Here is a 21,799-nt window from a genome sequence, read left to right as displayed (position 1 = left end):
AAGTATTTAAGGAGGAAAGCGTATGACGACAAAATTTGCTGCCTTGGCTGTCTTTTTTCTATGTTTTATGCCTGCAACAAAAATTGAACATACAGAAGCTCTGTTTACTTTAGCGAAGAAGCCAAAGCAAGAATCCAGCACACTGGTTGCTGATTTAAATAAAAAAAGCTCGGTTCCGAAGCTTTCAAATACGGATCATAAGCATTCGATCCATCTGATAAAGCTGTCATCTCATCTTGAGCAGAAAGCCAAACCGGAGAAAACGGCTTATCAGCCGCCGAAAAAAACGTATTCCAGTGCCGACAGGGAACTTCTGTCACGTCTCGTGCACGCAGAAGCGAAGGGTGAGTCTTATAAAGGAAAGGTCGCGGTAGCCAGCGTCGTGCTGAACCGGACTGAAAAGAAAGGCTTCCCGGATACCATTCGGGGTGTGATTTATCAAAGGAATGCATTTGAACCGGTAGCAAACGGAAGCATTAATCAAAAGCCGGATAAGGATTCCATCGCCGCCGCAAATGAGGCGCTTAACCATCCGGGCAGAGAAACGAGCGCATTGTTTTTCTACAATCCGAAAACAGCTTCTGACCATTGGATCCGTTCCCGAAAAATTATCGAACGAATCGGCAGACACGTATTTGCTATGTAAGCATAGCGGGACCAAATATCCCGGCTATGCTTTTTTCAATTTTAAGAAATCGAAAATATTTTCAGAACTTGTCTCATATGATGATGAAAGAACGAGAGACAAGGAGAGACACCATGAATCGATTTGTGAAAGGGATCATTCTTTTATCCATCGCCGCCTTTTTCGCTGAATGTCTGGAATTTGTCGTGAATATGATACTGGCGCGGGAGCTTGGCGAGCATGGGATGGGGCTTTACATGAGCATTCTGCCCACCATTTTTCTCATTATCGTGATCGCCAGTCTGGAGCTTCCGATCTCCATCTCAAAATTCATCGCGGAATCCAATCAGAAGCTGCATGAAAGCATGCTCCGGCATGCCTTAAGAATGACCGCCGTATTTACCGCGTTTTCAACCGCGGCCGCAAGCATCGCGCTGCCGTTCATTCCTGTATTCGATACGTACCACCCTTTTATTAAAGGGATTGTCATCGGACTGATTCCCGTCGTCGCTTTTACATCCATCGCCAGAGGCTATTTTATGGGTGTGCAGCAGATGGGGAAAATCGCGGTTGCGAATGTTTTGAAAAAAATCATTCAAGTGCTTTGTCTGTTTATCTTTTTTCAATGGTACTCTTTTGAAATTGATATGGCCGTGCTCATTTCGTTATTTGTGCTGGTCGCAAGTGATGTCGTGGTGTTCGTATACTTGTATACGCAGTTTATTTTGGCGAGGAGGACGCTTTCCGGCCATCAGCACATTCATCTGCGCGGCAAGGATGTGCGGAAACGTCTTCTGGCGGTATCCATTCCGACAACGGGGCTTCGTATTTTTCACGCGGTGACAAATGCCATTGAACCTTTTTTAGTAAAAGGAGCGCTGCTGGCCTCAGGGGCGGCCGGGGCAGCCGCGATTGATCAATACGGCATGCTTGCCGGTGTAGCGGTGACGATCGGTTCGTTTCCCGCATTTATCGCTCATTCACTGATGGTCGTCATGATTCCGAGCATTTCAGAAGCGTACGCGCTGTCTCAATATGACATTGTACTGAAACGGCTGAGACAAGCGATTTTTATTACGTTCGGCTATGGCATTCCGGCAGTCTGGATCATGTTTCAGTTCGCCGGCCCGCTGACCCATTTATTTTTTCAGTCTCCGGAAGCGCAGTATTTTTTGCAGCTTTTGTGGCCGTATTTTCTTTTTCAGCTGTTTGTGATGCCGCTTCAGGCCTGTCTGATCGGCATCGGTCATGTGAAAACGGCGTTTTATCATAATGTATGGAGCAGCATTGTGGGTCTTTCGATGATGTATGTGCTTGGTTCTATGCCGAATCTGCAAATGCTCGGCATTATACTTGGCATGAATACCGGCATGATTCTTCTGACAAGTTTACATTACGCGACGATCTGCAAAGACCTCGGTGTCTCCGTGTTCCTGACCGGCGGCGGAAGAACAGCGCCCCGGATCGAGAGCTGAAAAGGCTGATACATTTCAGTAAGGAGGGGCAAGCTATCCGAAACGCGTGAAAGGAAGATCTTATGCATAAAAACCGTCTTATTGCATGCGCAGTCCTTTTGATAGCTGCCTCTCTCTGGATGCCTGAAGCAAAAGCCTCATCAGAAAAACAGGCAGTTCCCGCCGTGTTTCTGATGAAGACGATTGAAGGAGACGAGATATCGGTTCCGAATAAAGGGCAGAAAACCATTTTGCATTTTTGGACATCGTGGTGTCCGCCGTGCAAAAAAGAACTGCCGCAGTTTCAAACGTATTATGAACAGCATCAATCCGATGATGTAAGTCTTGTAACGGTAAATCTCATGAATGCTGAGCGAAACAAAGAGGCCGTTCAAAACTTTGTCAATCAGCACCATCTCACATTCCCGGTCGTTCTTGACTCTAAGGGCGAGCTTATGAAGGAATACGGGATCATGACAATTCCCACGTCATTTCTGCTGAATGAAAAAGGAGAAATCGAAAAAAAGATCGTCGGTCCGATGACCGCTTCACAATTAAAAGAATGGTCTGAGAAATAAAAAGGTGCGGGAGGATTTCCTCCCGCACCTTTTTTGCATATCATGAACAGCTGAAGGATTTCTAATGATAATTATTATCAAAAAGAAATTAAAACAATTATAATTGAAATCTTTCGCCGGCGTGCTATAATAAAGAAAAACACCGCGATATTACTATGAAAATGCTGCCTGTAAGGCGGCAGTTTTGCTTTTATCGGGGAAATGAAGATGATTTGCGTTCTCAATTAGAGAGGAGAATTCATAATGAATGAACAAGTGGTGACTCAAACCCATTCACAACAGCAGATTCAAGAAGAGCGGTCCGGAAAAAAGTGGCTCCAGCATGCGGAACTCATTGCGGCTCTCGTATCGGGCGCCCTTATTCTTGCGGCCTGGTTTTTCACCGAAGCAAAAGGCCTGTCCGTTACTTTGTATATCCTGGCCTTTGTGATCGGCGGATTTGCAAAAGCGAAAGAAGGAATTGAAGATACGCTGGAGACGAAGGCTTTAAATGTTGAACTGCTGATGATTTTTGCGGCTGTCGGCTCTGCCCTTATCGGGTATTGGGCGGAAGGCGCTGTTCTTATCTTTATTTTTTCGTTAAGCGGCGCGCTGGAAACGTATACGATGAATAAAAGCAGCCGTGATTTAACCTCCTTGATGAAACTGGAACCGGAGGAAGCGACCCTGCTTAAAGACGGACAGGAAAAGCGGGTGCCGGCCGCTGAACTCAAGATCGGCGACATGATCGTCATTAAGCCGGGCGAACGCGTAGCGGCAGACGGGATCATCGAGTCAGGCGCGACGAGTCTTGATGAATCAGCGCTGACGGGTGAATCGATGCCGGCGGAAAAAACAGCCGGAGATTCTGTGTTTACAGGAACGGTAAACGGAAACGGCTCTTTAACGGTCCGAGTTACGAAAACAAATGAGCAGTCTCTATTCAGAAAAATCATCCGGCTGGTGGAATCGGCTCAAAACAGCGTGTCACCGGCTCAGGCATTTATTGAGCGTTTCGAAAGTGTCTATGTAAAAGGCGTGCTTTTAGCCGTGGCTTTGCTTTTATTCGTTCCTCATTTTGCTTTAGGCTGGAGCTGGAGTGAAACCTTTTACCGGGCGATGGTGTTTATGGTGGTCGCCTCCCCTTGCGCTCTTGTCGCTTCCATTATGCCCGCTGCGCTTTCCCTTATTTCAAATGGAGCCCGCAACGGATTGTTGGTTAAAGGAAGTGTGTTTTTAGAGCAGCTGGGAAGCGTCCGGATGATTGCTTTTGACAAAACCGGCACGGTCACAAAGGGACAGCCGGCAGTTGCTGCATTCCAAGCGGCGGAACAAGTGAATGAGGATGAGATCATGCAAGCGGTGTATACGATTGAAAAGCAATCAAGCCACCCGCTTGCAAAGGCGATAGCTGAATTTGCCGAAAGCCGGGGCGCTGTGCCTGCAGGCCATATATCGATTGACGAGACGTCCGGGTTCGGTGTTCAGGCCGATATAGAAGGCGCCAAATGGATGATCGGAAAAGCTGGATTTGCAGGGAAAGAGGATGCAGACGCTTTTTTGAACACATCGGGAAATGAGTTGAAAGATAAAGGCTGTACGCTGGTTTTTGTTAAGAAAGATGACAGGATAGCGGGCTGTTTTGCGTTAAAGGATCAAATCCGGCCAGAAGCCAAAGCCGTAATGGCTGAGCTTGAGTCACTCGGGATTAAAACAGCCATGCTTACCGGAGATCAGCCTGAAACAGCGGCCGCCATCGCAAACGAGGCTGGCATGACGACGGTTGTTGCCGATTGTCTGCCTGACCAAAAGGCAGAGGAAGTGAAGAAACTGAAAGAAACGTACGGCACAATCGCCATGGTCGGAGACGGCATTAATGACGCGCCCGCTCTGAAAACCGCTGACGTCGGTATTGCGATGGGAGGGGGAACGGATGTGGCTTTAGAGACGGCTGACTTGGTCCTGATGAAAAATGATCTTCATAAGCTTGTGAAAATGTGCAGGCTCTCACGGAAAATGAACCGGATTATTAAGCAGAACATCGTTTTTTCGCTCTCGGTCATCTGCCTGTTGATCTGCGCCAACTTCCTGCAGGTGATGGAACTGCCGTTTGGCGTTATCGGGCATGAAGGAAGCACGATTTTGGTCATACTGAACGGACTCAGATTATTAAAATAAACAAAACAGCCGCACATCGGGCGGCTGTTTTGTTAAATGTTCGTTCACAGCATAAACGCCGGAAAACTGATAGAATGAATAAAGAGCCACTTTGGTAAGGAGGAAAAACAAAAATGAACAGATTACAACGTGTTTCAGATTGGCTGAAAAAAGAAGGACACGATGCGGCGTTTATACATACAAAGGAAAATGTATTTTATTTGACTGATTTTTATACGGATCCGCATGAGCGGTTAATGGGATTGTTCCTGTTTCAAGAACAGGAGCCGTTTTTCGTCTGTCCGGGAATGGAAGCCGGACAAGCCCGCAGTGCCGGGTGGGAGCATGAAATTATCGGCTACGGCGATCACGAAGACCCGTGGGAGCTGATCAAAGCCGGGCTCACAAAACGAAATGTGCGCCTTGATTCCATCGCGGTTGAAAAGGATTCGATCTCGCTTTCACGTTCAGAACAACTCAAACATGCTTCAGGGGGCGCCGCGTTCGCTTCGGCAGAAGAAACGCTCAACCAATTCCGTCTCGTAAAAGATGAGAAAGAAATCAGCATTCTCAGGGAAGCGGCAAAACTTGCGGATTTCGGAGTTGAAGTCGGTGTCGCAGCGCTTAAAGAGGGCGTGAGTGAAACTGAAGTGCTGGCGCAGATAGAGTTTGAGCTGAAGAAAAAAGGCGTGCAGGGCATGTCGTTTTCAACGATGGTGCTGTTCGGAGAAAAATCAGGCGAGCCTCATGGCAATCCGGGTACAGACCGCCTGAAAAAAGGCGATTTCGTTCTATTTGATCTGGGTGTTATTCTTGACGGCTACTGCTCAGACATTACGAGGACATTCGCATACCAATCAATCAGCCCGAAACAGGAAGAGATTTACGAAACGGTGCTTAAAGCTGAAAAGGCGGCGCTTCAATTAAGCAAACCAGGTGTGAGAATCGGCGATCTTGATTTAAAAGCCCGCGGCATTATTGAAAAAGCCGGATACGGAGACTATTTCCCCCACCGCCTCGGCCATGGACTCGGGATTTCAGTTCATGAATATCCATCAATGAGCAGCGCGAACGACACGCTCCTCAAAGAAGGTATGGTGTACACGATAGAACCGGGGATTTACGTGCCGGATGTAGGCGGCGTGCGTATTGAAGACGATGTGTTTGTCACAAAAGCCGGCGCCGAAGCATTAACGCAATATCCGAAAGAATTAACGATCCTGAAATAGAAAGCTAAGCTTTGTGATAAAAAAGGACGGTTCTGGAACGCAGCGTCCTTTTTTATCACCTTGTTAAATGAAAAAGTCATCAAAATGCTGAAATGGTTTGATATCATGCTTTTCCCGCAGCGGCCGCATAGCAAGATAACTGCCGCCGAGTATGGCCAGACACAAACCGATTAAGCAAAGAATCCCCATCACTGTTATTCTCCTTTCAAATGAATAGGCTGTATTTGTTTTTAGCTTACTGTATGAAACGCATTCCAGATCAAGGGAAAAAAGAAAGGGGGGACGCCATGGCTACGATCAGAGACATTGCCGGCGCTGCCGGGGTTTCCGTTACAACAGTATCAAGAGTATTAAACGATCATCCTTATGTAAGCGAAGACAAAAGAGAAAGAGTGAAAAAAGCGGTACAATCGCTCGGCTATACGCGCAACATCCATGCCGTGCATTTATCCAAAGGCTTTTCCGATATGATCGGCGTTGTGCTGCCGTCGGTGAATCTTCCGTATTTTGCAGACCTTGTCACGGGTATTGCCGAGGCTGCCGAAGCGTCAGGCGTGCATCTTTCTTTATACCAGACGGATTATCAGCAGCAAAGAGAACGCTTTGCTTTATCGCAATTACAGGAGCGCCAGGTGGATGGCCTCATTATCTGCTCCAAAGCAATTTCCGATGAGCAGCTGCTTACCGTGAAAGAACCGATTATCCTCTGCCAGCACACTGATGCGGCTGAGCTGTCCTCAATCAGTAATCCGCATGGGGAAGCATTTCGGCACGGCCTGGATTATCTGATAGAAAAGGGACACCGAAAAATAGCGATCAGCCTGGCCAGAAAAAAGGGGAAAAACAGTCAAGTCCGCATTGCCGCATACAAAGAGGCGCTGAAGAAGATCGGCCGGCCTTACAGGGAAGAGCTGGTTGTGGAAAAGGCGCTGACGCTGCTTGACGGGAAAGCCCTTTTTCACAGATGGAAGAGCTGGGATGACAAACCGACTGCGCTGTTTGCGGCGAATGATCAAGTATCCGCAGGTCTTTACCTTGAAGCCAAGGCAAACGGGACGCGCATTCCGGAAGAGCTGGCGATTTTGAGCATCGACAATCATGATATCAGTAAGATGTTAGGTATTTCCACAATAGATATACAAACGAAAGAAATGGGAAAGCAGGCTTTTCACATGCTTAAGAATCGGATCAGCGGCGGGCCTCCGGCAAGGAAGATTTTTGATTACCGTCTTATTGAACGATCAACCGTCTAAAAAAAGAATTGACGCGCTTTCTGTTCGTTTTGTACGATATGAGGTATTGAATGACAAAGGAGCTGAGGATCATGAAGGGGTCCTTTACAGTTGAGAAGGTATTAAATAACAATGTGCTGATCGCAACACATGATAGATACAGTGAGGTCGTCTTGATCGGAAAAGGAATCGGCTTTGGAAAAAAACAAGCGGATGTCATTGAAGATAAAGGGTATGACAAGATGTTCATCTTAAAGGATGAAAAAGAACAAAAACAATTTAAAAAGCTCCTCGGTTATGTGGACGAGACACTTGTCGACATCTCCAATGACGTCATTTATCATATCAGGAACCGAACAAGCCAACCGTTAAATGAACATATCCATATTGCGCTGACGGATCATATCGCCTTTGCGGTAAAGCGGCTGCAGCAGGGCTTTGACATTAAAAACCCTTTTCTTATGGAAACCGAAACGCTTTATCCGGAAGAATTTCAGATTGCCCGTGAAGTCGTCGGCATGATTAATGAAAAGACTGGAATCTGCCTTCCGGAAGGGGAGATCGGCTTTATCGCTCTTCATATCCACTCCGCCCTGACGAATCGGTCCCTTTCAGAGGTCAACCAGCATTCGCAGCTGATGTCCCGGCTCGTTCAGGTGATAGAGGAATCTTTCCAAATGAAAGTCAATAAAGAAAGCGTCCACTATTTGCGGCTGATCCGGCATATCAGATTTACCATAGATAGGATTAAACGGGAAGAGCAGACAAAAGAACCAGAAAAGTTAATGTTATTATTGAAAAATGAATACCCGCTATGCTACAATACTGCTTGGAAACTGATAAAAATCTTACAGCAAATGCTGAAAAAACCAGTTCATGAGGCGGAAGCGGTTTATCTCACGCTTCATCTGTACCGATTAACCAATAAAATTTCATAATTTCAGTTGAGACCTTTAAAAACGTGTCACTGATTCGATCAGGCATGAGTGATTGAGGGTAAAAAACGGGAAGAACGGCCCCGTTATTTTGCACACCCTTATTTACTCATGCTTTTTGTTGTGTAAAAGGGCAAATGTAAACGGTTAAACTGAAGACTTGCGCCTGTGAATTCGTTGTCATGAATTTTCGCTGTAAGGTCACACTAGCTAACAGGGGAGGTACATTCTTTATGTTTAAAGCATTATTCGGCGTTCTCCAAAAAATCGGCCGTGCTCTTATGCTTCCGGTTGCGATTTTACCGGCTGCGGGGATCTTGCTTGCGTTAGGGAATGCCATGCAGAACAAAGATATGATCCAAGTCATGCATTTCTTAAGCAATGATAACGTTCAGCTTGTGGCGAACGTTATGGAAAGCGCCGGCCAAATCGTATTTGACAACCTGCCGCTTCTTTTTGCAGTAGGGGTTGCGATCGGTCTTGCGAACGGAGACGGCGTTGCCGGAATCGCGGCCATTATCGGATACTTGGTCATGAACGTATCCATGAGCGCCGTGCTTATGGCAAACGGCAGTATTCCGTCTGACAAAATTGAACGTGCTAAGTTTTTTGCGGAAAACCACCCGGCCTATATTAACATGCTGGGGATACCGACTTTGGCGACGGGCGTGTTCGGCGGTATTATCGTCGGGGTTCTGGCCGCGTTATTGTTCAACAAGTTTTATAAAATTGAACTTCCGCAGTATCTCGGATTCTTTGCGGGTAAGCGGTTCGTCCCGATTATCACATCAATTTCCGCATTAATTCTCGGTCTTATTATGTTAGTAATCTGGCCTCCGATCCAGCATGGTCTGAATTCCTTCTCAACGGGACTTGTGGAAGCGAATCCAACCTTGGCGGCCTTTATTTTCGGAATGATTGAACGGTCATTGATTCCGTTCGGTCTTCATCACATTTTCTACTCGCCGTTCTGGTATGAATTTTTCAGCTATAAAGATGCCGCTGGAGACATTATCCGCGGAGATCAGCGGATTTTCATGGCTCAGATTAAAGACGGCGTACAGCTGACGGCAGGTACATTTATGACGGGGAAATATCCGTTTATGATGTTCGGCCTTCCGGCGGCAGCGCTTGCAATCTATCATGAAGCGAAGCCTGAAAAGAAAAAACTTGTAGCCGGAATCATGGGTTCTGCCGCTCTGACAAGTTTCTTAACGGGAATCACCGAGCCGCTTGAATTCTCATTCTTGTTTGTGGCTCCTATCCTGTTTGCGATTCACTGCGTATTCGCGGGACTTTCCTTTATGCTCATGCAGCTGCTGCATGTAAAAATCGGTATGACCTTCTCAGGGGGTCTGATTGACTACTTCCTGTTCGGAATTCTGCCTAACCGGACGGCTTGGTGGCTTGTCATTCCGGTCGGCTTAGGATTAGCCCTCATTTACTATTTCGGTTTCCGGTTTGCGATCCGGAAGTTCAACTTGAAAACGCCGGGCCGTGAAGAAGAAGCTGCGGATGAAGGGGCAGGCGCATCAGGCGAAGCCGGCGACCTTCCTTATGAAATCCTTCAGGCGATGGGTGATCAGCAAAACATTAAACACCTTGATGCTTGTATCACGAGACTTCGTGTGACGGTCAACGACCAGAAGAAAGTGGATAAGGCCCGTCTGAAACAGCTTGGCGCATCAGGCGTCCTTGAAGTCGGAAACAACATTCAGGCCATTTTCGGCCCGCGCTCTGACGGTTTAAAAACTCAGATGCAGGATATCATCGCAGGACGCACGCCGCGCCCTGAACCGAAAGTATCCGCACAAGAAGAAGTCAGCCAGCAGGTTGAAGAGGTTATCGCGGATCCGCTCCAAAACGAGCAGGGTGAAGAAGTGTTCGCTTCTCCGATCACCGGCGAAATCCATCCGATTACGGATGTGCCTGACCAGGTGTTCTCAGGCAAAATGATGGGTGACGGTTTTGCGATTCTTCCGGAAGAAGGAATCGTCGTATCGCCTGTCCGCGGAAAAGTGCTGAATGTTTTCCCGACAAAACATGCGATCGGCCTCCAGTCTGACGGCGGAAGAGAGATCCTGATTCATTTCGGAATCGATACAGTCAGCCTGAAAGGTGAAGGATTCACTTCTTTTGTTTCTGAGGGTGACCGGGTTGAACCGGGGCAAAAGATGCTTGAAGTTGATCTTGAGGCGGTTAAACCTCATGTTCCTTCATTAATGACACCGATTGTCTTTACAAATCTTGCTGAGGGTGAAACGATTTCCCTTTCGGCCGAAGGTACTGTAAAACGGGAACAAAAAGATATTGTGAAAATCGGAAAATAAGCATATAAATACGCCGTGCTTGTCAGATGACAAGTACGGCTGTATGATATAATATTGTGTAGTAAAATAGCTTTAATTTAAAGGAGAATGATAATCATGGCACAAAAAACATTTAAAGTAACAGCAGATTCCGGAATCCACGCTCGTCCTGCGACAGTTCTCGTACAGACTGCAAGCAAATATGATGCTGACGTAAACTTAGAATATAACGGCAAAACAGTAAACCTTAAGTCTATCATGGGCGTTATGTCTCTAGGTATCGCTAAAGGCGCTGAAATCACAATTTCCGCTGCAGGTGCTGACGAAAACGACGCTCTTAACGCTTTAGAAGAAACAATGAAAAGCGAAGGACTCGGCGAGTAATGCAAGAATTAAAAGGAATAGGCGCTTCAGCCGGAATTGCGATTGCAAAAGCATACCGGCTTGAAGAGCCGGACTTAACGGTTGAAAAGAAAAACATTGCTGATGCTGCGGCTGAAGTAAGCCGTTTTGATGAAGCGATTGTACGTTCTAAAGAAGAGCTTGAGAAAATTAAAGAGCATGCTTTAAAAGAACTGGGACAAGACAAAGCTGACATTTTCTCCGCGCACCTTTTGGTTCTGAGTGATCCTGAGCTGTTAAACCCGGTGAAGGAAAAAATCAGCACAGATTCAGTTAATGCGGAATTCGCTTTGAAAGAAACGGCTTCCATGTTCGTGACCATGTTTGAATCAATGGATAACGAATACATGAAAGAGCGTGCGGCGGATATCCGTGACGTAACAAAACGTGTGACAGGGCACCTGCTGGGCGTGGAAATTCCGAACCCGAGCATGATCTCAGAAGAGGTTGTCATCGTGGCTGAAGATTTGACACCGTCTGATACGGCGCAATTAAACCGTCAGTTTGTAAAAGGTTTTACAACTGATATCGGCGGACGCACTTCACACTCCGCAATCATGGCCCGTTCGCTTGAAATCCCGGCTGTTGTCGGAACAAAAGCGGCTACAGGCACAATTGAAAACGGTGTTACGGTGATCGTAGACGGCATCGATGGTGATGTGATCATCGATCCTTCCAGTGAAACGTTAAAGAAATATGAAGAAAAGCACAGTGCCTACCTGGCGCAAAAAGCTGAATGGGCTAAGCTCGTCAATGAACCGACTGTTTCAAAAGACGGCCATCATGTAGAGCTTGCCGCAAACATCGGCACCCCTGATGATGTAAAAGGCGTTCTTGAAAACGGAGGAGAAGCTGTAGGGCTTTACCGTACGGAATTCCTTTACATGGGACGCGACCAGCTTCCGACAGAAGACGAGCAATTCGACGCTTATAAGACGGTTCTTGAGCGTATGGAAGGAAAATCAGTAGTCGTGCGGACATTGGATATCGGCGGCGACAAAGAGCTTCCTTACCTGCAGCTTCCTAAAGAAATGAACCCGTTTTTGGGCTACAGAGCCATCCGCCTTTGCCTTGAAGAACAAGAAATCTTCAGAACTCAGCTGCGTGCGCTGCTTCGTGCAAGTACATACGGAAACTTAAAAATCATGTTCCCGATGATTGCGACAGTAAACGAGTTTAAACAGGCGAAAGCGATTCTTCTTGAAGAAAAAGAAAAACTCGTCAAAGCCGGCGTAACGGTTTCTGACGATATTGAAGTCGGTATGATGGTAGAGATTCCGTCTACAGCCGTTATCGCAGATCAGTTTGCCACAGAAGTTGACTTCTTCAGTATCGGAACAAATGACTTGATCCAATACACAATGGCTGCTGACCGCATGAACGAGCGCGTGGCTTATCTGTATCAGCCATACAATCCGGCGATTCTCCGTCTTATCACGCTTGTCATTGAAGCCGCTCACAAAGAGGGCAAATGGGTCGGCATGTGCGGAGAAATGGCAGGAGACGAAATTGCGATTCCGATTCTTCTCGGCTTAGGCTTAGATGAGTTCTCAATGAGCGCTACATCCATCCTTCCGGCAAGAACGCAGATCAGCAAGCTTTCTAAAAAAGAAGCTGAATCATTTAAAGAAACAATCTTGTCTATGAGCACGACTGAAGAGGTTGTCGCATTCGTTAAAGAAACTTTCAATAAGTAATATAACAGCCAGACGGTGTAAGCCGTCTGGTTTTTTTCATATTCGGAAAAAAGGGGGGAACAATAACTTTCAACAGGAGGGATTATCATGACAAAATCATTTGGAGCGGGGGATACGGTCTACGTCATTTACCGTAATCCGCATGCCGCCAATGTTGCCCATATTAAAGAGGCGGAGATTGTTCATCACCCATACCATGAGGGGGAACTGTCTCTTTTTTTACACGAAACCTATCATCCGCTGGCCGAAGATGATGCGGTCTTTTCGACATATGAAGAAGCGGAAGCGCTTTACAGCGAGCTTTTTGAAGAAGACCGGCACCACTGATCAAAGGAAATGTTTACAACGCATATTCACTCTCTTTTGGATGGAAAGTAACAACATGAGAATATGTAAAGGGAGTGTCTGTCCATGCTGAAGCCGTTTGTTCCCCAGCTTGTTTATATTGAACCGCGAGCGCTCGAATACCCGTTAGGGCAAGAGCTGAAACATAAGTTTGAAAACATGGGGCTTGAAATCAGAGAAACGACATCGCATAATCAAGTCCGGAATATTCCGGGGAAAAATCATTTGCAGCAATACCGGAACGCGAAATCGACCTTGGTGATCGGCGTGCGGAAAACATTGAAATTCGATTCTTCAAAGCCATCCGCCGAATATGCCATTCCGTTTGCGACGGGCTGTATGGGGCATTGCCACTATTGCTATCTGCAGACGACGATGGGGTCAAAGCCTTATATCCGGACATATGTCAATGTGGAAGAGATTCTGGATCAGGCTGATGAGTATATGAAAGAACGGGCGCCGGACTTTACAAGATTTGAAGCCTCTTGTACGTCTGATATCGTCGGAATTGATCATCTGACACATACATTAAAAAGAGCCATTGAGCATTTCGGACAAAGCGAACTGGGAAAGCTCAGATTCGTGACCAAATTCCATCATGTCGATCACTTGCTTGATGCGAAGCATAACGGAAAGACAAGATTCAGATTCAGCATCAATGCGGATTATGTCATTAAAAACTTTGAACCGGGAACTTCTCCGCTCGACAAACGGATTGAAGCCGCCGTCAAAGTCGCTAAAGCGGGCTATCCGCTCGGCTTCATTGTGGCGCCCATTTATATTCATGATGGCTGGGAGGAAGGCTATAAGGAACTGTTTGAGAAACTGGATGCGGCACTTGATGAAGATGTTCGGCATGATATTACATTTGAACTGATCCAGCACCGTTTTACAAAACCGGCCAAACGGGTGATCGAGAAGAACTATCCGAAAACAAAGCTTGAGCTGGATGAAGAAAAGCGAAGATACAAATGGGGACGTTACGGAATCGGCAAGTATATATACCAAAAGGACGAAGAACATGCCTTAAGGGAAACGCTCGAGTCTTATATCGAAACCTATTTTCCGAAAGCGAAAATCGAATATTTTACGTAAGGCGGAGCTGTCGGCATGACGGCTCTTTTTTTGCTGCGCCAAATGACGGAAATTTTTGATATTTATTTCAAGGTTTATTCATTTTCTTGGCCGAAAGACCGATATAACTCTCAGGAGGGGATGGTTATGTTTAAAAAAATGCATATTAAAATTGCTGTGTTTGTATCGGCAATGCTTATCGTAACGGTTGTTTTTTTAACGGTATCTTCATATTTGACATTAAAGCCGATGATGACAGATGAAGCAAAGCGCACGACAGAAAATGTCACCAATTCACTCGGTCAGAACATTGAGCTTCAGCTGAAAAATGATGAGACTGTATTATTGAGATTAGCAGGCGGTGAATTGTCCCGCACATTTTTGACAGATGGGAATAAAGAAACAGCGCGGCTCTTTAACGATGAGTTAAAGCAGATCGGACAGAATGACAAATATGTCGCGCTTGCATACGTCGGAACCGCAGACAAACAAATGTTTACATATCCGAAGGCTGACTTTGCCAAAGACTATGATCCGACAAATAGAACGTGGTATAAAATGGCGGCCGAAAAACCCGATAAGGTTGTCTGGACTGAGCCTTATAAAGATGCTGTGACAGGGGATATGATCGTGACGGCTTCAAAAGCCATTCAAAACAGCGGAACCGTCATCGGAGTGGCGAGCTTAGATTTGAAGCTGTCCTCCATTCAGAGTATGGTCAATCAGCAAAAGGTTCCGTATAAAGGATTTGCGTTTTTAGCGGATGAAAACGGTTCTCTTCTGGCGCATCCGTCAAAACAGGGGAAAAATATTTCGGAAGATCAGGCATTAAAAGACATCAGCTCAGACAAAGAAGGCATCAAAGAGCTGCAAGGGAATATGGTCGTCTATCAAACGATAAAAGAAACCGGATGGAAAGTCGGAACGCAGTTTGAAAAAGATCAGCTGATGGGAGTAGCCGACAAAATGAATACGGTGAGTATTTTTATGTCGCTGATCACCCTTGTGATTACGATCGGGCTCAGCTATTTCCTTGCGAAAACGATAACCGGACCGATTCAGCAGCTGATCGCCAAAACAAATTCGGTCTCAGCGGGAGATTTAACCGTCCGCGCCCAGACAAAATCAAAAGATGAAGTAGGCGAATTAACAAAAGACTTTAACCAAATGGTTGAAAATATGAAAGACATGGTCGAACAGGTCAAGACTTCTTCAGAAAAAGTGTCCGATACATCTGACCAATTAACGGTCATTTCACAAGAGACAAATGAAACGAGCGGACAAATCGCAAAAGCGATAGAGGAAGTCGCCGCCGGAGCGACTGAGCAAGCGTCAGAGGTTGAGACGATCAATGAAAAATCTGAAAATCTCTCAGTCAAAATAAGAGGAATCGCCGATCGCGCGGGCAGCATAAAACAACTCTCAAAATCTTCAGAGGACGCCAGCTACAAAGGCCTGGATGCGCTCGGCCAGCTGCTGATGAAGTCAAATGAAGCCAATTCAGAAACGAAAAAAGTAGAAGCAATGCTGACTGGTCTGGAAAACCAAACGAAAAACATAGAGGAAGTCGTAACGGCAATATCCGCGATTTCGGATCAGACGAATCTCTTGGCGCTGAATGCGAGTATTGAAGCCGCAAGAGCGGGAGAAAGCGGACGGGGTTTTGCCGTTGTCGCTGAAGAAGTCCGCAAGCTTGCTGAACAATCAGCTCTTTCCTCCGGCCATATCAGTGAGACGGTCCGGCTGATTCAATCAGAGACGAAAGAAGCGTCGCACGCAATGATCGAGGCAAGCAGAATGAATGATGAACAAAACAGCGCCATTCATGAAACGGGCGAAGTGCTCAATCTGATTACGACGGAAATGCAGTCTCTCGTTCAAGGAATAGATCATATTTACAATGACATTCAAAAAATGAGTGAAGAACAAGCCGCGATACAAGAAGCGATTCAAAGCATCTCCGCCATTTCTCAAGAATCAGCGGCAGCCGCGGAAGAAGTGAATGCTTCAACTGATGAACAGCTAGTTACGCTTGAAAAAGTGAAGCAATCGACCGACATGTTAAAGAGCGCGAGCGAAGATCTGATCAGCGCCATTTCTAAATTCACCTTGTAACGCGGGCTCTATCAGCCTGTCATATGGTAATATAGACATGAAATAGTATATATGAAACGCAGCAGGGGAGGAAAGCGCAGTGAACAAAACGGTCGGATTTATCGGTTTAGGTGTCATGGGAAACAGTATGGTATCGCACATTTTAGAAGCGGGCTATCCTGTTTTAGTCTACACGCGGACGAAACAAAAAGCGGAAGAGATTCTGAATAAGGGAGCGGTCTGGCAGGAGACGGTCAAAGACCTTTCGGAGAAAGCTGACATCGTTATTACCATGGTCGGCTATCCGAGTGATGTCGAAGAAATCTATCTCGGCGAAAACGGCATTCTCCGTCATGCAAAAGAAGGAGCGTTTGTCATTGACATGACGACATCAAAACCGTCTCTGGCGAAGAAGATTGCGGAGAAAGCCAAAGAAAAATCGATTCACGCCCTGGATGCACCCGTTTCCGGCGGTGACATCGGCGCCCGGAACGGAACGCTTGCCATTATGGCCGGAGGAGAAAAAGAAGCGTTTGAAGCATGTCTGCCGCTTTTCTCCGTAATGGGGGAAAATATTCAGTATCAAGGGCCGGCAGGGAGCGGCCAGCATACGAAAATGTGCAACCAGATCGCGATTGCAGCGGGAATGGTCGGAGTGGCTGAAGCGATGGCTTACGCTGAAAAATCCGGTCTGAACCCGGAACAAGTGCTGAAAAGCATTACAACCGGAGCTGCCGGAAGCTGGTCATTGTCCAACCTCGCTCCCCGTATGCTGAAAGGCGATTTTGCACCAGGATTCTACGTGAAACACTTTATTAAAGACATGGGAATTGCTCTTGAAGAAGCGGAGCTCATGGGAGAAGAAATGCCTGGATTGGCGCTGGCCAAATCATTATACGACAAGCTTTCCGCGCAAGGAGAAGAAAACAGCGGGACTCAAAGTATTTATAAGCTTTGGGTGAAATGAAATAAGATTGCCCGAACGCGACTATTTTATGGATGCCGAGGAAGCGAATACTTACGATATTGTTGGTAGTGTTTTGTAAACAATGATCTGCAAACCTTGTATTCTTAGGGCCTTAATGAAGACAGGAACTTGGCAGGATAATGTATTAATGTATATCCGTTTATAATATTCTACTGTTTGGAATCCCCCTCGTTTGTTTGATGCAGATTGTCTATTATAAATCAAAAGGGGGATTTCCGAATAATTATAAGGATTAATACAACTTTCCAACAGTAGGATGTATCATGTTTGATTCAACTATGAATTCGAGTAACCCAAATGTACATAGCAATAAATCGAGTTGATTCCCGCAATTAAAACCTAATAATTTGGCATCCGAAAATTGAAATACTATAGATTAGCCTTCTAGCAAAACTGAAAAATAAAAGAGGATGTATCGTAAAAATTCAAGAGATTTACGAAAACATCCTCGATTCAGAGATTTCATCATTACATGTTGTTTTTTGAGAATTCCAGATGAAATCAACGTTAAATCCATTTGTTAATAATATGAATTTTAATGTTGTACAGTAATATAGTGTTTCAGTTCTCCTATATGGGTTTGAGTTCCCCAGGTCAATGCTACTTGCACATCATACTTGCCTGCTGGAATATTTTTCGTCAAAAAGCTTACTTTAAAATTGCGAACATTATGTCTATTAACATCTATATATTTGACTATATCTCCTTTTTTATTTTCAAGAAAAACTGTAACACCCCAGTTTACCTCATATTTTGAAGGCACAGTACCTGTTACGACAATAGAAGTAGCGTGTTTTGAGTAAGTATTAGCATCTGTTTGGAATTTAATTGCTCCTTTTGAAGTCATGGCTAACGCTTCTGAACTGTTTGAGAAAATCCCGAATGTCAAAAGAGCAGCTGTGAATAGTGTCATTACAATTTTTTTCAATTGAAACTTCCTTTCGCCATTTATTTAGAAACCCATTCACTATACTAATAAATTTTGGAAAAGTATTCAACGGAAAAATAGGTAAATTCTACTTTTTATTATAAAAAAGTATTACTAAAGAAGTAAAGGCTAGCAAAACCACTTTAATCCTCACGTTTAAGATTTTACAAAAAAGCTCCCGGCACAGAGGTGCCGGGAGCTTCAAAAGTTTATAAATTTATAAAATGTCAGGCCCTTGCCCGTACGCATGTTGATTATGTTGTGAATTTCATAAATAAAGATTTTGGCGTCTCCGGGTTACCGGTTTTGAGCACTTTTGCGCCGTCTCATTCACTTTTTCGACAGAAAAAAGATTGCCCCGCGGGGCAATCTTTTTTTGTTTATTTTCCGATGAATTGCTGTGTCCAGATGTTTCCTGATTCTACATAACCGACACCGATTTGAGTGAACTCAGGATTCATGATGTTCTCTCTGTGGCCTTCACTGTTCATCCAAGCTTTGACGACTGCTTCCGGAGTCGGCTGCCCTTTGGCGATATTTTCACCGGCAGTTTTATAAGTGATTCCGAAAGACTTCATCATATCGAAAGGTGAACCGTAAGTAGGGCTTTGGTGATCGAAATAGTTTTTGTCTTTCATATCTTGTGATTTTGCGTGAGCTGATTTGCTTAGTTTATCATCAATCTGCAGAGGTTTTAAGCCTTGCTTTTGTCTCTCTGCGTTTGTCAATTCAACGACTTTCTTTTCATACGCACTGACAGATGAAGGAGTTTTCTCGCTGCTGTTGTTTGTGTTATCTGTCTGTTTTGCATTGTCAGCCGTCTGGTTTTGATCGGCTTTCGGTTTTTCAGCAGCTGCCGGTGCCGTTTTTGCCGGTGTTTCTTTTTGAACGTCTTTAACTGTCATATCAGAATGCTTTGCGTGTTTTTGCAGCTGTTGTTTCAGTTCTTTCTCATTTTTAAAGCTCAGCTGTTTCGCGCTCTTTTTCATATGTAGTTTTTCAACAGCCTCTTGAAGAGTCAGATGCTGTACGGTGTTTCCTTTTTTCACAGTAACGACGTGCTGGCATGACAGCTCTTTGGCAGATGCCTGCTGAATGCCTCCGAATGTAATCAAACTGACTGCCGCGGCGGCAGATAAGAGAAATGCTTTCTTCATAAGTTTATAGCCTCCCAGAGAAGTTGTTTTTTTCTACATGAAAAATCTTATCACAGCTTTTTTGTCATAATGCAGGCATTTATTTCCTTTGACAACAAACGTTTGTCATAATTGTAATTGAGCATAGAAAAATGGCTTTATATCAGGAAAAACGATCTGTATTTATATTTTAAAATCCGTTACATCACTTCAAGTTATTTGAAGTGTTAGATATTTTTTAAGATAATTTGATCTTGACAGTTTTTTTTACCTGTTTTCGCTGTAACAACTTTTACAAAAATGTTACAATTAAAATCTGTTTATGTAAATATATTCAATGATTTGAGAGGTGTAACAGAAAGTGGCTGAAGTCGCGCGTGAACCAAAGAAAAAAACGAAACGTTACAGAGCGCTGAGAATGAATCTCTATTTTTTAGTTGTTTTCCTTCTCTTTACGGCACTGATTTTTAAACTCGGCATCGTCCAGATTGTCGAAGGGGATAAACACCGCCAGGATGCGGAGAAAGCAAATGCAAAAACCGCCTATTATCCGACACCGCGGGGAAAGATGTATGACAAGCGGAACAGAGTGGCGGTTGATAACCAGGCTGTGCCTGAAATTGTATACGTTTCTACCTCAAAAACCTCGGCAAAGGACAAATTGAAAACGGCAAAAAATCTTGCCGCACTGATCCATATTGATACTGAATTTATGAAGGATCGAAATATCATTGATTACTGGCTTGCCGCACATCCGAAGAAGGCGGAAAAGCTTATGAAGGATTCAGAAAACAGCCTGAAATCCCAAGAAGTGTACAAACGCCAGATTGAACGCGTCCCGAAGCAGGAGATTGATGCGATCAAAAAAGATAAAAAAGAGCTGCAAATTGCGGCGATTTATACGCGTTTTTCAAGCGGAAACGCCTATCAGCCGCAAGTCGTCAAATCAATGGACCCGAATAAGCTGAACGGAAACGGAAACAGCGGTTCACTGCTTGACGAACATGAAAACAACAAACAGAAACCGAAAAGCGACCTGACATATGAAGAAGTTTCCGTCGTATCCGAGCACCTGAAAGAGCTCCCCGGCATTGACGTAATCAATGACTGGACGCGGAAATATCCGTACGACAAAACGCTGTACTCTCTGTTCGGCGGTGTGACGACACCGGAACAGGGATTGTTGGGCGAACGGAAAGATTATTATGTCACAAGAGGCTACTCACTGAATGACCGGGTGGGTAAAAGCTACATTGAATATCAGTATGAAGACTATTTAAACGCACATAAAGAAAAAGTAGAGTATGTGGAAAACAGCAAAGGTGAAGTCATCAGCCAAAAGCCCGTCGATGAAGGCAGCAGAGGCTACGATCTGCAGCTCTCGCTCGATATGGAATTACAGTCGAAAGTCGAAAAAGTCATTGAAAAAGAGCTGAGAAGAAGCCGCGCCGCCGGCAACTATATGGTTGACCGAGGATTTGCCGTCATGATGGATCCGAACAACGGGGATATTCTCTCAATGGCGGGAAAACGCATTGATCTCGAAACGAATAAAACACAGGATTTTGCGATCGGAGCATTTACGACCCAATATGAGATGGGATCTTCTGTTAAAGGAGCGACTGTTCTTGCGGGTTACCAAAGCGGCCTCCCGCATTATAAAACGTTTGTCGATGCGCCCCTTACGTTTAAAGGCGGAACGAAAAAACAATCGTGGACACAAATGGGAGCCATTACTGAGCTGACCGCGCTGCAAAGAAGTTCAAACGTATATATGTTTCATGTGGCCATGCATATAGCTGGCATTACCTACAAGCCGTACGGCACACTGCCGGCCGGATTAGACGATATTAAAAAAATGCGCAACTACTACGCCCAATTCGGCCTAGGTGTGAAAACCGGGATTGACCTTCCTCAGGAATCAGCGGGAATGCAGTCAAATCCGCAATTGGTCGGGGGATTGCTGCTTGACTTTGCGATTGGCCAGTTTGATACATATACGCCGCTTCAAATGGCTCAATATATCTCGGCCATCGCAAACGGCGGATATCGCGTGCAGCCGCGGATCGTCACAAGCATTCATGAACCGGACAGCAAAAACAAACTTGGAAAAGCGATTGAACAGCGTGATATTAAAGTTTTGAACAAAGTAAATAACAGCCCGAGCGATTTTGATCAGGTTCATAAAGGAATGAAATTGGTCACAAGCTCACCTCAAGGAACGGCTTATTCAACATTCCAAGGTTCCGGCTCTGATGTTTCCGGAAAAACGGGAACCGCGCAGACGCACTATTACGGCACGAACAAAAACTGGTGGGGAAAAGAGCCGTATAATCTGACCTTTGTCGGTTATTATCCGTCAGAACATCCACGAGTGGCATTCAGCGTCGTCGTTCCGTCTGTTCGAGATGATCACGATCCCGTCAGTAAAAACATTGCCAAGGGAGCAGTTGACGCTTACAAAGAGCTTGAAAAGAAATACAATAAAAAATAACAAATGAAAGGGCGGCCGAACATATCGTGCGCCCTTTCTTTCATTCAGGAAAATTGACGTTCACAATAAGAATAGAAGGAGAATGCTCATTTTTTAGCGAATCAATCTAGTGGAAATTCTTTTAATATCAGCCTGTGACCAGC

General features: G+C 45.2%; 18 protein-coding genes. 15 read left to right on the top strand and 3 right to left on the bottom strand.

What is annotated here, in order from left to right:
* The first annotated feature begins 22 nt into the window (after positions 1-22).
* The 5 genes from AUL54_RS03745 to AUL54_RS03725 all read left to right on the top strand — a co-directional run bounded on the left by AUL54_RS03745 (position 23) and on the right by AUL54_RS03725 (position 6,022).
* On the top strand, positions 23-646 hold the full coding sequence (locus tag AUL54_RS03745) for a cell wall hydrolase (RefSeq protein ID WP_060962935.1): 624 nt from the start codon (positions 23-25) through the stop codon (positions 644-646).
* Between the two features lie 113 nt (positions 647-759).
* Positions 760-2,100, top strand: a complete 1,341-nt coding sequence (locus AUL54_RS03740) for a polysaccharide biosynthesis protein (protein ID WP_060962934.1) — start codon at positions 760-762, stop codon at positions 2,098-2,100.
* A gap of 62 nt (positions 2,101-2,162) precedes the next feature.
* The gene (stoA, locus tag AUL54_RS03735) at positions 2,163-2,657 is read left to right on the top strand and encodes an endospore biogenesis thiol-disulfide oxidoreductase StoA (RefSeq protein WP_016936328.1); all 495 of its coding nucleotides are present in this window, start codon (positions 2,163-2,165) and stop codon (positions 2,655-2,657) included.
* 243 nt (positions 2,658-2,900) lie between these two features.
* A complete protein-coding gene (locus AUL54_RS03730; protein ID WP_060962933.1) occupies positions 2,901-4,814 on the top strand; it encodes a heavy metal translocating P-type ATPase in 1,914 nt (637 codons plus the stop codon).
* Positions 4,815-4,927: 113 nt separating this feature from the next.
* Positions 4,928-6,022 carry a M24 family metallopeptidase gene (locus tag AUL54_RS03725; RefSeq protein ID WP_060962932.1) on the top strand — a complete coding sequence of 365 codons (1,095 nt, stop codon included), beginning with the start codon at positions 4,928-4,930 and terminating at the stop codon, positions 6,020-6,022.
* Between the two features lie 63 nt (positions 6,023-6,085).
* On the opposite strand, the gene AUL54_RS21800 is transcribed toward AUL54_RS03725, so the two are convergent.
* Positions 6,086-6,211: a hypothetical protein gene (locus AUL54_RS21800; RefSeq protein ID WP_016936325.1), complete on the bottom strand. Its 126-nt coding sequence runs from the start codon at positions 6,209-6,211 to the stop codon at positions 6,086-6,088.
* A gap of 98 nt (positions 6,212-6,309) precedes the next feature.
* Here AUL54_RS21800 and AUL54_RS03720 point away from each other — a divergent pair, with 98 nt between their 5' ends.
* From AUL54_RS03720 to AUL54_RS03680, 9 genes are all read left to right on the top strand, one after another.
* The gene (locus tag AUL54_RS03720; RefSeq protein ID WP_060962931.1) at positions 6,310-7,275 is read left to right on the top strand and encodes a LacI family DNA-binding transcriptional regulator; all 966 of its coding nucleotides are present in this window, start codon (positions 6,310-6,312) and stop codon (positions 7,273-7,275) included.
* A gap of 50 nt (positions 7,276-7,325) precedes the next feature.
* Positions 7,326-8,192: a glucose PTS transporter transcription antiterminator GlcT gene (gene glcT / locus AUL54_RS03715; protein WP_016936323.1), complete on the top strand. Its 867-nt coding sequence runs from the start codon at positions 7,326-7,328 to the stop codon at positions 8,190-8,192.
* A 230-nt stretch (positions 8,193-8,422) separates the two neighbouring features.
* Positions 8,423-10,519 (top strand): glucose-specific PTS transporter subunit IIBC, encoded by a 2,097-nt coding sequence (gene ptsG / locus AUL54_RS03710; protein ID WP_060962930.1) that lies wholly within the window; start codon positions 8,423-8,425, stop codon positions 10,517-10,519.
* Positions 10,520-10,615: 96 nt separating this feature from the next.
* Positions 10,616-10,882 carry a phosphocarrier protein HPr gene (locus tag AUL54_RS03705; RefSeq protein WP_010334034.1) on the top strand — a complete coding sequence of 89 codons (267 nt, stop codon included), beginning with the start codon at positions 10,616-10,618 and terminating at the stop codon, positions 10,880-10,882.
* Positions 10,882-12,597, top strand: a complete 1,716-nt coding sequence (gene ptsP, locus AUL54_RS03700; RefSeq protein ID WP_013352056.1) for a phosphoenolpyruvate--protein phosphotransferase — start codon at positions 10,882-10,884, stop codon at positions 12,595-12,597. The genes AUL54_RS03705 and ptsP overlap by 1 nt, the downstream gene beginning before the upstream one ends.
* Before the next feature lie 87 nt (positions 12,598-12,684).
* Positions 12,685-12,924 carry a splAB operon transcriptional regulator SplA gene (locus AUL54_RS03695; RefSeq protein ID WP_016936321.1) on the top strand — a complete coding sequence of 80 codons (240 nt, stop codon included), beginning with the start codon at positions 12,685-12,687 and terminating at the stop codon, positions 12,922-12,924.
* Between the two features lie 84 nt (positions 12,925-13,008).
* Complete coding sequence (splB, locus tag AUL54_RS03690; RefSeq protein WP_060962929.1) at positions 13,009-14,037, top strand: spore photoproduct lyase; 1,029 nt, start codon at positions 13,009-13,011, stop codon at positions 14,035-14,037.
* Positions 14,038-14,163: 126 nt separating this feature from the next.
* Positions 14,164-16,131, top strand: coding sequence for a methyl-accepting chemotaxis protein (locus AUL54_RS03685; protein WP_060965046.1), 1,968 nt, complete (start codon positions 14,164-14,166; stop codon positions 16,129-16,131).
* 79 nt (positions 16,132-16,210) lie between these two features.
* Positions 16,211-17,077: an NAD(P)-dependent oxidoreductase gene (locus tag AUL54_RS03680; protein WP_060962928.1), complete on the top strand. Its 867-nt coding sequence runs from the start codon at positions 16,211-16,213 to the stop codon at positions 17,075-17,077.
* Between the two features lie 556 nt (positions 17,078-17,633).
* Here AUL54_RS03680 and AUL54_RS03675 read toward each other — a convergent pair.
* On the bottom strand, positions 17,634-18,026 hold the full coding sequence (locus AUL54_RS03675) for a hypothetical protein (RefSeq protein ID WP_082761602.1): 393 nt from the start codon (positions 18,024-18,026) through the stop codon (positions 17,634-17,636).
* Positions 18,027-18,406: 380 nt separating this feature from the next.
* Positions 18,407-19,183 carry a CAP domain-containing protein gene (locus AUL54_RS03670; RefSeq protein WP_060962927.1) on the bottom strand — a complete coding sequence of 259 codons (777 nt, stop codon included), beginning with the start codon at positions 19,181-19,183 and terminating at the stop codon, positions 18,407-18,409.
* Between the two features lie 340 nt (positions 19,184-19,523).
* On the opposite strand from AUL54_RS03670, the gene AUL54_RS03665 reads away from it, so the two are divergent.
* Positions 19,524-21,656 (top strand): peptidoglycan D,D-transpeptidase FtsI family protein, encoded by a 2,133-nt coding sequence (locus tag AUL54_RS03665; RefSeq protein ID WP_060962926.1) that lies wholly within the window; start codon positions 19,524-19,526, stop codon positions 21,654-21,656.
* Positions 21,657-21,799: the final 143 nt, after the last annotated feature.

The sequence above is a fragment of the Bacillus sp. SDLI1 genome, from assembly GCF_001553895.1.
Taxonomy (GTDB): domain Bacteria; phylum Bacillota; class Bacilli; order Bacillales; family Bacillaceae; genus Bacillus; species Bacillus siamensis.
The sequence above is the reverse complement of the archived record's forward strand: the minus strand, read 5'-3'. Positions and strand labels throughout refer to the sequence as shown.

Coding starts and splice junctions, on each gene's coding strand:
- AUL54_RS03745 (WP_060962935.1), top strand. CDS start 23: ATGACGACAAAATTTGCTGCCTTGGCTGTCTTTTTTCTATGTTTTATG.
- AUL54_RS03740 (WP_060962934.1), top strand. CDS start 760: ATGAATCGATTTGTGAAAGGGATCATTCTTTTATCCATCGCCGCCTTT.
- stoA (WP_016936328.1), top strand. CDS start 2,163: ATGCATAAAAACCGTCTTATTGCATGCGCAGTCCTTTTGATAGCTGCC.
- AUL54_RS03730 (WP_060962933.1), top strand. CDS start 2,901: ATGAATGAACAAGTGGTGACTCAAACCCATTCACAACAGCAGATTCAA.
- AUL54_RS03725 (WP_060962932.1), top strand. CDS start 4,928: ATGAACAGATTACAACGTGTTTCAGATTGGCTGAAAAAAGAAGGACAC.
- AUL54_RS21800 (WP_016936325.1), bottom strand. CDS start 6,211: ATGGGGATTCTTTGCTTAATCGGTTTGTGTCTGGCCATACTCGGCGGC.
- AUL54_RS03720 (WP_060962931.1), top strand. CDS start 6,310: ATGGCTACGATCAGAGACATTGCCGGCGCTGCCGGGGTTTCCGTTACA.
- glcT (WP_016936323.1), top strand. CDS start 7,326: ATGACAAAGGAGCTGAGGATCATGAAGGGGTCCTTTACAGTTGAGAAG.
- ptsG (WP_060962930.1), top strand. CDS start 8,423: ATGTTTAAAGCATTATTCGGCGTTCTCCAAAAAATCGGCCGTGCTCTT.
- AUL54_RS03705 (WP_010334034.1), top strand. CDS start 10,616: ATGGCACAAAAAACATTTAAAGTAACAGCAGATTCCGGAATCCACGCT.
- ptsP (WP_013352056.1), top strand. CDS start 10,882: ATGCAAGAATTAAAAGGAATAGGCGCTTCAGCCGGAATTGCGATTGCA.
- AUL54_RS03695 (WP_016936321.1), top strand. CDS start 12,685: ATGACAAAATCATTTGGAGCGGGGGATACGGTCTACGTCATTTACCGT.
- splB (WP_060962929.1), top strand. CDS start 13,009: ATGCTGAAGCCGTTTGTTCCCCAGCTTGTTTATATTGAACCGCGAGCG.
- AUL54_RS03685 (WP_060965046.1), top strand. CDS start 14,164: ATGTTTAAAAAAATGCATATTAAAATTGCTGTGTTTGTATCGGCAATG.
- AUL54_RS03670 (WP_060962927.1), bottom strand. CDS start 19,183: ATGAAGAAAGCATTTCTCTTATCTGCCGCCGCGGCAGTCAGTTTGATT.